This window comes from Spirochaetota bacterium (assembly GCA_026414805.1).
In the GTDB taxonomy this organism is placed as follows: Bacteria; Spirochaetota; UBA4802; order UBA4802; family UB4802; genus UBA4802.
This window is the reverse complement of the sequence record JAOAIH010000091.1, coordinates 1-10330: the sequence shown is the minus strand read 5'-3', so window position 1 is coordinate 10330 and position 10330 is coordinate 1. Positions and strand designations below refer to the sequence as shown.

8 protein-coding genes are annotated in these 10330 nt (G+C 35.7%); 3 read left to right on the top strand and 5 right to left on the bottom strand.

The window, feature by feature from the left end; all coding sequences use genetic code 11:
• Positions 1 to 478 precede the first annotated feature (478 nt).
• Genes N3F66_13715 through polA form a run of 3 tightly spaced genes read left to right on the top strand, consistent with a single transcriptional unit; the run spans position 479 to position 5589 of the window.
• Complete coding sequence (locus tag N3F66_13715) at positions 479 to 751, top strand: transporter substrate-binding domain-containing protein (GenBank protein ID MCX8125200.1); 273 nt, start codon at positions 479 to 481, stop codon at positions 749 to 751.
• Between the two features lies 1 nt (position 752).
• Positions 753 to 2921 (top strand): ATP-binding protein, encoded by a 2169-nt coding sequence (locus tag N3F66_13710; GenBank protein MCX8125199.1) that lies wholly within the window; start codon positions 753 to 755, stop codon positions 2919 to 2921.
• Positions 2893 to 5589, top strand: coding sequence for a DNA polymerase I (gene polA / locus N3F66_13705; GenBank protein ID MCX8125198.1), 2697 nt, complete (start codon positions 2893 to 2895; stop codon positions 5587 to 5589). The genes N3F66_13710 and polA overlap by 29 nt, the downstream gene beginning before the upstream one ends.
• Before the next feature lie 65 nt (positions 5590 to 5654).
• Here the strand turns inward: polA and N3F66_13700 are convergent, their stop codons facing one another.
• The 5 genes from N3F66_13700 to ilvC form a co-directional block, all read right to left on the bottom strand.
• Positions 5655 to 6104 (bottom strand): hypothetical protein, encoded by a 450-nt coding sequence (locus tag N3F66_13700; GenBank protein ID MCX8125197.1) that lies wholly within the window; start codon positions 6102 to 6104, stop codon positions 5655 to 5657.
• Entirely contained in the window at positions 6094 to 6648 is a 555-nt protein-coding gene (locus N3F66_13695) for a sigma-70 family RNA polymerase sigma factor (GenBank protein MCX8125196.1), read from the bottom strand. Before N3F66_13695 ends, N3F66_13700 begins: the two co-directional genes overlap by 11 nt.
• On the bottom strand, positions 6645 to 6983 hold the full coding sequence (locus tag N3F66_13690; protein ID MCX8125195.1) for a hypothetical protein: 339 nt from the start codon (positions 6981 to 6983) through the stop codon (positions 6645 to 6647). The genes N3F66_13695 and N3F66_13690 overlap by 4 nt, the downstream gene beginning before the upstream one ends.
• Positions 6984 to 6997: 14 nt before the next feature.
• On the bottom strand, positions 6998 to 8599 hold the full coding sequence (locus N3F66_13685) for a B12-binding domain-containing radical SAM protein (GenBank protein MCX8125194.1): 1602 nt from the start codon (positions 8597 to 8599) through the stop codon (positions 6998 to 7000).
• A 127-nt stretch (positions 8600 to 8726) separates the two neighbouring features.
• Entirely contained in the window at positions 8727 to 9743 is a 1017-nt protein-coding gene (gene ilvC / locus N3F66_13680; GenBank protein ID MCX8125193.1) for a ketol-acid reductoisomerase, read from the bottom strand.
• Positions 9744 to 10330 lie beyond the last annotated feature (587 nt).

The window sequence follows — 10330 nt, the reverse complement described above, 5'->3', positions numbered from 1 at the left end:
ATATTACAAGATCCTGAATCAAGTTCAGGATGACACAATGTTTTTCACCGGGGGTCAGAGCATTTATTTCAAGATCCTGAATCAAGTTTCAGGATGACTTCCCTGCTATTCATCATAGAGAGCCTAAAAAATTCAATTATCTCCCCCTTCTCCGCGATCTCTCCGTGAAATAAAAATATATCACGCTGAGTGCGCTGAGGTCACAGAGTAAGCTGGGGTCAGAGCATATATTTGTGTGTATTTTAAGATCCTGAACCAAGTTCAGGATGACTCCCCTGTAATTCATCAAACTAAACTCAGTCGTAGTAAATTATAGGGGTCAGAGCCAAAACTCCACAATCTCCGCGTTCTCTGCGATCTCTGCGTGAAATAAAAATATATCACGCTGAGGACGCAGAGTACACAGAGTTTTTGGGGGTCAGAGCATTATTTGTAATAACATTTGACAATTAAAACAGACTATTGCTATATATTACCAATGAGAAAATTAATTACAAGAATCTTATTATCAGTAACTATCGCCCTTACACTTGGTGTTGTATTTGCTTATGCTAAAGTGAATACAACACCATATCATATTCGTGTTGTTACTGCCATTTATGAACCGTTTGTAATGTATAAAGATGGGAAACTCATAGGTTTTGACATTGACCTTTTAAACGAAATTTGCAAGCAAAACAATATCACATATACTATTACCGTGACAACATTTCAGGATATGCTTGCACAGGGTGAGGGAAGGCCGAGCTGATATGGCAATTGGATGTATATATGTAACTGATGAAAGGCAAGCCTGGTTTGATTTTTCAGAAAGTTATCTTGAAGGAGGCCTGGCACTGGTTGTTCCCGCTCATAGTTCTATTGACACAGTGTATGACCTTGACCACATGACACTTGGTGTTAAAAAGGATGCTTCGGGTGATAAATATGCCACAAAACTTGTTGAGCAGGGTTACAATATTACTACAATACGTTTTGATGATACCTTTGATTCTTTTGCGGCACTAGCTGGTGGTAAACTGGATGCTGTTTTAAATGATTATCTCAATTCAGTATATTTACTGAATAAATATTTTTCGGGTAGTATTAAAATAACAAAAGGGACGTGGACTGATATTGTTTACGATCGCAAAAAAATAGCATTTCCAGTTGTAACGCATAATAAAATTTTATCTGAAATTGTAAGCGATAGTATCCGGCAACTAAAATCTCAGAATTTTATTGACATGCTATACTGGAAATGGTTTGCCATTATGCCTCCACCAGATATTCCAAAACAGATAATGATTTATGTCGGTATTATTTTGCTGACGCTTCTTTTTGCAATTCTTGTCTTCCAGTTGTATACACGAAAAAAACGAATTAATGAACTTCAGGTGTTTGAATCACACTTCAGAAATTTGATTTATGATTTGAATGTTGGTGTGTATATTTTACAAAAAAATATAATAGTTCTTACAAATTTTGAAGGTGCTAGGCTGGCAGGTACTGATTTTGAAACCATTGTTGGGAAAACATTAGATGATTACTTCAGTGAATATTCATTAGCTGAAGGAGTAAAGTCGCAGTATACATCGTTTAATGCTCTCTGTAGTGATTTACAATATAATTATACTATTTCCAGGGCGGTGTGGAAACGTAAGGATGGCGTAAGTCTGCCTGTAATGTTTAGAATTCGCCCTGTTATGTGGATGGGGCAGCAGGCAGTTGAATGTGTGGTTAATGATACTACGGAAATTACCAATTTACTTGTACAGCAGGAACAGTTAAAAGGACAACTATTGCAATCGCAGAAACTAGAAATTATTGGCCAGATAGCTGGTGAAATTGCACATGATTTTAATAACGTCCTTACTGTGATACTGGGATATGCCAACCTTTTAGAAAAATCAATTGATGACAAAAATAGGCCTGCAATAGAAAAGATCTTTGAAGCTGCTAATCACGCAAAAGATATAGTATCTAAACTTATGACATTTGCAAGGAAAAAGGCATTACAGCTAACCGAAATTAATATACATACCATTATCCAGAATGCTATTTCCTTATTACATGCTGCCCTATCAAAGAAATGTGAAGTTAAATTGTTTTTAGATGCATATAATCCTTATATTGTAGGCAACGCCACTGAGATCCAACAGGTATTCATGAATTTGATTTTAAATGCTGTTGATGCAATGCCGTATGGTGGCACTATTAGCATATACACTGAAAATACAAATGTGGTAAATGATAAAACTGGAATGCTTGAAATAATCCCTGCTGGTAATTATGTATGTATAACAGTAGAGGATACAGGCTCGGGGATTTCACCTGAGCATATGAATCATATCTTTGAGCCATTATATACTACTAAGGAAAAAGGAAGTGGTCTGGGGCTTGCAATAGTGTATGGTGTTGTGAAACAGCATAAGGGCTTTATTGATGTAACATCAACACCTGGAGTTGGTACCAGTTTTTTTATTTACCTGCCGGTTGCAAAAACATTGATTAAAACTGATTCTCCAAGCAATTTAGTACCAAAATCAAGTGGTACGATAATTATAATTGACGATGATTCAAATATTTGCTTGCTTTATCAAGAGGCTCTCAAAACAGGTGGTTTTACTACACTTTCATTCACAGACCCAAAACAGGCGTTAGTGTATATTGATAATAATATTAAATCTGTAAAACTTGTGTTATGCGATGTACAGATGCAAGAGCTTTCAGGGAAAGATGTTTTAGGCTATTTGAAAAATAATTATCCTGATCTTGATGTTGTAATGATGAGCGGTTTTTATGATGAAAATATGAAGGATGAATTAATGCATTTGGGTGCTTGTGATGTATGGCAAAAAATGTATGATATCCATGAAATTATAAATAAGATAAAGGGATTGATAGACAGGTATGACAGAGAAAACATTGTTCGTAGTTGATGGGCATGCGTTGTGTTACAGGGCTTATTTTGCATTGCAGAGAAATCCATTGATTAACAGCAAAGGGCAGAACGTATCTGCAATATATGGTTTTTTCAGAATGTTGTTGCGATTGTTGCAAACACAAAAGCCAGATTATACTATTGTTGCGTTTGATCCCCCAAAAAAATCATTCCGCTTTGAAATGTATCCGGAGTATAAAGCACAACGCGCTAAAATGCCGGATGATTTACGCAGCCAGATAGAAGAAATAAAAGAAATGTTAAAAGAAATGGGCTTTACAGTTGTCATCATGGACAATTATGAAGCTGATGATGTTCTTGGTTCGGTTGCTAGCCAATATTCGGGTAAATACAAGGTGGTACTTGTTACCGGTGATAAAGATGCATACCAGCTTTTGACTCATAAAAACATTTCAATCTATGCAGGCAAAAAAGGCATTACAGAATTTGAAAGCATTGATGCAAATGCTGTTGTGGAAAAATTAGGAGTGAAGCCAGAGCAGATAATTGATTATATGGCTCTTACCGGTGATGCGGTGGATAATATCCCCGGTGTAAAGGGAATTGGTGAAAAAACTGCAGCCAAGCTTTTGCAGAAGTATGGCACACTTGATAATATATACCTGCATTTACATGAGCTTACGGGAAAAATCAAAGAACAAATTGAATCGCAAAAAGATATGGCATATCTTTCTAGGCAACTAGTAACTATAAGGACTGATATACAATTGCCCCTTACTATTGAAAACGCATTAACCCCAGATCTGCATAATGAAAAAGTGAGGCAGATTTTTAAAAGATTAGAAATGGATTCCATTGCTCGTGAACTGTTTGATGCAGAAAAATCAATATCAATAAAAGAAATAGCAGGATATTCCACAATCACTGATATACAAACATTAACAAATGTTATTACAGCAATAAAGAATGCCGGTATTGTTTCATTTGATACAGAAACAACTTCATCACGACCAATGGAGGCAGAACTTGTTGGTGTTTCATTTTCCATTGCACCTCAATCGGGTTGGTTTATTCCGGTGGGCGATAGCTCTTTATGGGGGTACAATGCCATACCAAAAGATCAAATGTTAGAGCTCATCAAAAGTATTCTTGAGGACGAAACCATAAAGAAAGTTGGCCAGAATATTAAATATGACATGCTCATCATGCTCAACTGTGGTATCACTGTAAAGGGTATATATTTTGATACGATGGTTGCATCATATCTGCTGAATCCGGGCTTGCGTCGCCATAATCTGGATGATCTGGCTTCTGAATATCTTAATTATACCAAGATACGGTATGATGAATTGATAAAAGATGGCAAGAAAATACGCCACATAACAGAAGTTCCACTACAAAAGTTATCACACTATGCAATTGAGGATGCAGATATTGCTTTGAGATTATATCAGATTCTGTATAAAAAACTTGAGGATGAAAATTTATTAGACCTATTTTTTAACGTTGAGATGCCATTGGTGACTGTTCTTGCGTATATGGAATATTATGGTGTAAAGATTGATTTAGATCATTTTGAATCTTTATCTAAAGAGCTATCAAACAAAATTAGTGAAACAGAAAAAAAGATATATTCATTGGCAGGAGTTCAATTTAACATCAACTCAACGCGAGAGCTATCGCACATATTATTTGAAAAAATTGGGCTGAAACCTGTAAAAAAAACCAAAACAGGATTTTCAACCGACATTCAGGTTTTAGAAGCATTACTTGGACAGCACGAAATCATTGATTATTTAATGGAATACAGGACATTAAGTAAATTACAGACAACCTATGTGGATGCGTTGCCTGTTCTTGTTAACCCAAAGACCGGACGAATACACACGTCGTTTAATCAAACGGTAACTGCAACCGGCAGGCTTTCATCTTCCGACCCAAATTTGCAAAATATTCCCATACGTGATGAGTTTGGGAAAAATATCAGAGCAGGTTTTGTAGTAGACGATGGTTGCTTGATGTTTTCAGCTGACTATTCGCAAATAGAGTTGAGGTTAGCTGCTCATCTTTCAAAAGATCCTACTATGATTGAGGCATTTCACAAAGGAATAGATATTCATGCCCAGACAGCATCTTCTGTTTTTAATGTGCCTATTGAAGAGGTGACTGACACAATGCGCAGACAGGCAAAGATTATCAATTTTGCCACAATTTATGGTGTTTCGCCCTATGGGCTTTCGCAGCAGGCTGATATTTCTGTTGAAGAAGCAACTAAGTTCATTGAAAAGTATTTTGCTGCATATCCAAAGATTAAAGAATATATTGAAAGCACTATTGCTTTTGCTCGTAAAAATGGTTATGTTCAAACGTTGCTTGGCCGAAAGCGGTACATTCCAGAAATTACTTCAACTAATCAGTTCCGACGTGAAGGAGCAGAACGGATTGCTATAAATACTCCTATTCAGGGGACTTCTGCTGATATGATTAAAGTTGCAATGATAAACATACATAAAATGTTTTGTGATAGACATTTAAAAAGCAGGATGATCCTTCAGGTGCACGATGAACTGGTATTTGAAGTCCCTGAAAATGAAAAGTCAATAGTTGAAGAGATAGTAATTGGTGCAATGAAAAATGCAATCAAACTTGATGTGCCGGTAGTAGTAGATACTGGGTGGGGGAAAAATTGGGCACAAGCTCATTAAATTGTAAACAAGGTTTTGTAACCATATTTTGCGTAGATGTAGTAATGTATTTATTTATATGAGCTTTAGAGCAATGATTTAATATTTTGTGCTATCGCTCTTAACTTTTTCATGTGCGTGGCCACATAACTTCCTATATACCCTGATACCACACAGCCCAGTACAAGGTATAAAGGAATAACAATAGAAGTACCAAAATGCAATGTTAGCCATTTGAGAGCATCACTGTATGATATTAGACCTGTACTTAAGAATATTACAGATCCCACCGCTATCCAATTAAGGTTGGATACTTTATTGTAATACTGCTTTTGTGAATAAATCTTTGACATTATTACATTATCAAGATTAATAGTGTAGGGTGCAAAATTTTTAAGCAATGAAAATGCTTTACTTAGATTATTAATTTCATTTCTGCACTTTGAGCACAATATACAATGTATTTGTACGGATAGTGGTATTGGCTTGTTATTGTCAAGCATCAAGTATTTTTCAATGGCTTTTTCACATTTCATAATAATCCTCCGCTATTGTGCCTTTTAACGCCTGTCGTAAATGCTGCTTTGCCCGGTATACATAGGATTTGATAGTATTAACCGGAAATCCAGTAATGTGTGAAATTTCCTTAAAGGGTAATCCAACATAGAAGTACAAATCAATGCATACCCTATACTCAGGAGGGAGGCTGTTCACAGCTTCTTCAAGAATAGTTTGTAGTTCATCGTGAATCACCTGCTTTTCGGGGTCGGAGCAACCGTCAATGCTATCATTGTATTCAACATTATTATTTTTTACTGAGTTGAGCCTATTTATTGCATGGTTATAGCCAATTTTCATCAACCAACTTTTAAATGATGCAATACCTTTAAATGTATCTAAATTGTTATACACTTTGATAAATATCTCCTGAGTAAAGTCAGTTGCTTCATCATAATTTTTAAAAAAACGCATTCCTAAAGAAAAAATAATATTCTGATATCGCTCAACAATAATCCTGAATAAATCATGCTTACCTTTAAGAATCTGTTGTATAATGTACTCATCATGTAATGTTGTCATTTTATACTGGTTTTCACTTTAACAAAGTAATACATAATAAAGCTTATTCCCAACCTCAGTGGAACAAGTCCTCCAATAAGTGCGTATGAAATGCCGTCTTTAAGTACAAAAAAAAGAGTTAAAGCTGCTCCCACACCTGTAAGTAAAAATCCGCTGAACAGGCTGAATGCATCAAAATCAAAGGAAATCTTTTGATACAATCCCTTCTCAATTAAAAGCAATTTCTGTTTGTGATTAAAATACAGAAAGAAAAAAATGACAATGGAACCAGCTATTATCCCCAGGATGGGAATAACTGTAACTAAAATTTGAACTGCTACCGAAGGTGCTGACATTTGTAGTTTGCCTCCTAACGATTGTCAGTATGTACCATACCTGTATTGATTGGATTAACAGGCATAGTAGTTATAAGTACTTGGTCAACTGTATCAGTTATTTCTTCCTCTTTCAAGGATTTATTGTATTCTGCTACTAATTTTTCTGTGATCTTAAAAAGGTGATATCCTTTGATGGCTAAGGCAATAGCTTCAGAAAATAGTTTTGGACGCATTCGCAGAGTGTTAATTAAAAATTTAAAATAATGAATAGAATAGCTTGAAAATCCTTGTTTTATAAGCGATAGCACAAGCGCCTTGAATTCCTTAAAAGTGAACTGCCTGTAAACAACTCTATTCGCAGGGACCCTTTTTATTAATGTAAGGCAGCGTTTAAAATAATTTGGTGGTGAATAAATTGTTTTTAATAGATTGATGTAGCCATCTATGAGTTTTTTTACTGGCATTTTAGGGATAAAATTTGGTGCTAATTTATGTGTATTGTTTCCATTTGATTCACAGATAAGACGTCCTTCGTTTTGAAGTCGATCGTAGAGACGGGTATTTGGAAGTGCATCCAATATCCCAACCATAGCAATAGGTATGCCTGATGCTTGTATAAAATCAGATTGCAGATCAAAGACATTTTCAGGGTCATCGTCAAAACCAACAATAAAACCGCCACTGACTTCCATGCCATGTTGCTGAATTATCTTGACATTTTCTAATAAATCTTCTTTGGTATTTTGTGTTTTACCTGCTTTCTGAAGTGAAGAAACTACAGGTGTCTCAATACCCAAAAAAACCATATCAAAACCAGCTTCATACATTAAGTGCATGAGTTCTTTATCATGAGCCAGGTTTACGCTTGCTTCGGTTTGAAATGAAAATGGATATGAGTGGTCAATCTGCCAAGTAATAATTGCTTTTAATAACTCTTTTGCTTTTGCCTTATTGCCTATAAAATTATCGTCGACAATAAAAATAGATTCCCTGAAACCAGTTGCGTACACTGCGTCAAGTTCTGCCAAAAATTGTTGAGGTGATTTTGTACGTGGATTTCTACCAAATAATGATATAATATCGCAGAATTCACAGTTGAATGGGCAACCCCGTGAAAATTGTAATGGCACACTTGAATATGGTTTTAGATCAATAATATCAAATCGTGGAACTGGTGTTACATCAAGTGATGGTTTTTCGTGTGAAGTATACACATGATGAGGAATACCATACTGCAAATCGTGCAGAAACTTTGGCAATGTTACTTCGGCTTCATTCAAAACAAAGTGGTCAACATTAGGAATTGATTGCCATAATGATGTTGGGTAAGGACCTCCAGCTACTACAGGGACATTGTATTCTTTGCATAATGATGCAATTTCAGCAAAAGATTGCTTTTGAACAAGCATGGCCGAAATCATGACCATATCATATTGTGGAAGTAATGTATGGTCAAATGAAGATACATTCAAATCAATTAAATCAATTTTCCAATCGTGCGGTAGCATTGCTGCAACGGTAAGCAATCCTAATGGTGGGAAAACTGCCTTTTTCCCAATAAATTCCAGGGAATATTTAAAACTCCAATAGGTAAGTGGAATTTCAGGGTATACTAATAATACTTTTTTATTCATAACAACCTCTTTATATGTTTTTATGTATATATGTGTTGTGGTTGTTATTATAGACAGGGAATAGTTGAGACAGGTTGCAAAAAAATAAGGGTGTGATTGTTAAAATCGCACCCTTACCAAATTGAATTTATACCTCTTTACTATCTATCCACTTCATCATCTTTCTAAGTTCACGGCCAACGCGTTCAATAAGATGTTCACGTTCACGTTTCTTAATTGCATTAAACTGTGGCCGTCCTGCCAGATTTTCCAGAATCCACTGTCGTGCAAACTGACCTGACTGTATTTCTTCCAAAACTTTTTTCATTTCTTTGCGTGTTTCAGGGGTTATAATGCGTTTGCCAACCATATAGTCGCCATATTCTGCTGTGTCGGATACTGAGTATCGCATATAGTTTATTCCACCCTGATAGAATAAATCAACAATGAGTTTTAGTTCATGTAAACACTCAAAGTATGCTATCTCGGGCTGATACCCGGCTTCGACCAGTGTATCAAAACCAGCTTTAACAAGCTCAGATACCCCACCGCATAGTACACATTGCTCGCCAAAAAGATCTGTTTCGGTTTCTTCTTTAAAGGTGGTTTCGATAACTCCTGCGCGAGTTGCTCCTATTCCTTTTGCGTAGGCAAGAGCTGTTTCTTTTGCTCTACCGCTTGCATCATTGTGAATTGCAATGAGGCAGGGAACTCCACCCCCTTTTTCATATTCACTGCGTACCAGATGTCCAGGGCCTTTTGGAGCAACCATGATGACATCAACATCAGCAGGTGGAACAATCTGGCCAAAATGAATATTGAAGCCATGGGAAAATACCAGTGTTTTGCCTTTTTTAAGGTGAGGTTTTACTTCGGTTTCATATAGTTTTGCCTGCACATGATCCTGGGCTAATATCTGAATGATATCGCCTTTTTCAGCTGCCTCTTTTGCACTAACAGGTTTGAAATTGTGAGAAACAGCTAATTCGTAGTTTGGAGTGCCAGGAAGTTCAGCAACAATTACTTTGCAGCCACTATCGCGTAAATTCTGTGCCTGTGCATGACCCTGGCTGCCATATCCAATTACAGCAATGGTTTTGTTTGAAATAACTGATAAATCAGCATCATTATCGTAGTACATCTTTGCCATAACGCTACCTCGTATTTGTAATATATTTGTAGAATAAATGAAGTACTCATCTATGCAGCAGATACTGCTGCATAGTGTAGTTTTGTATATGTATTATGCAATAAAAATTTATAAATTTTTAAAAAATTCAAACATCATATTTAAAAATTTTATTTCTGGCGCGTATGAATATATATAAATTGATAAAAGTTAAAAGCGGTGATAAAGAAATGTTTCTAAAAACCATTGACAGAATTGAAAAATTATTGCGGATTTATTCAAAGGATAGTACAATAATACGGACTTTATTAGTATGGCTTTTACATTAATCTAAAAACACATATAGTATTTTAATAATATTCAACCTTTTGTTAAAAAACATTTCATCCAAAGGAGACATACACCAGGTTATCAAAAACATTGAAAACCCTAAAGTAGGATTTAAGAAAAGAAGGATATGTTCAAGGTCTAAAATAAGGGAATCAAGAAGGATTACAAAAAGGATTACAAAAAGGATTTATACAAGGAATTGTTAGTGGGGAAAGGAAGGAGGAATGATAAAAAAGTCAAAATAGTTGCGGTGGAACGAGGATCTGTTCAACTATGATAATGAACAGGCAGGT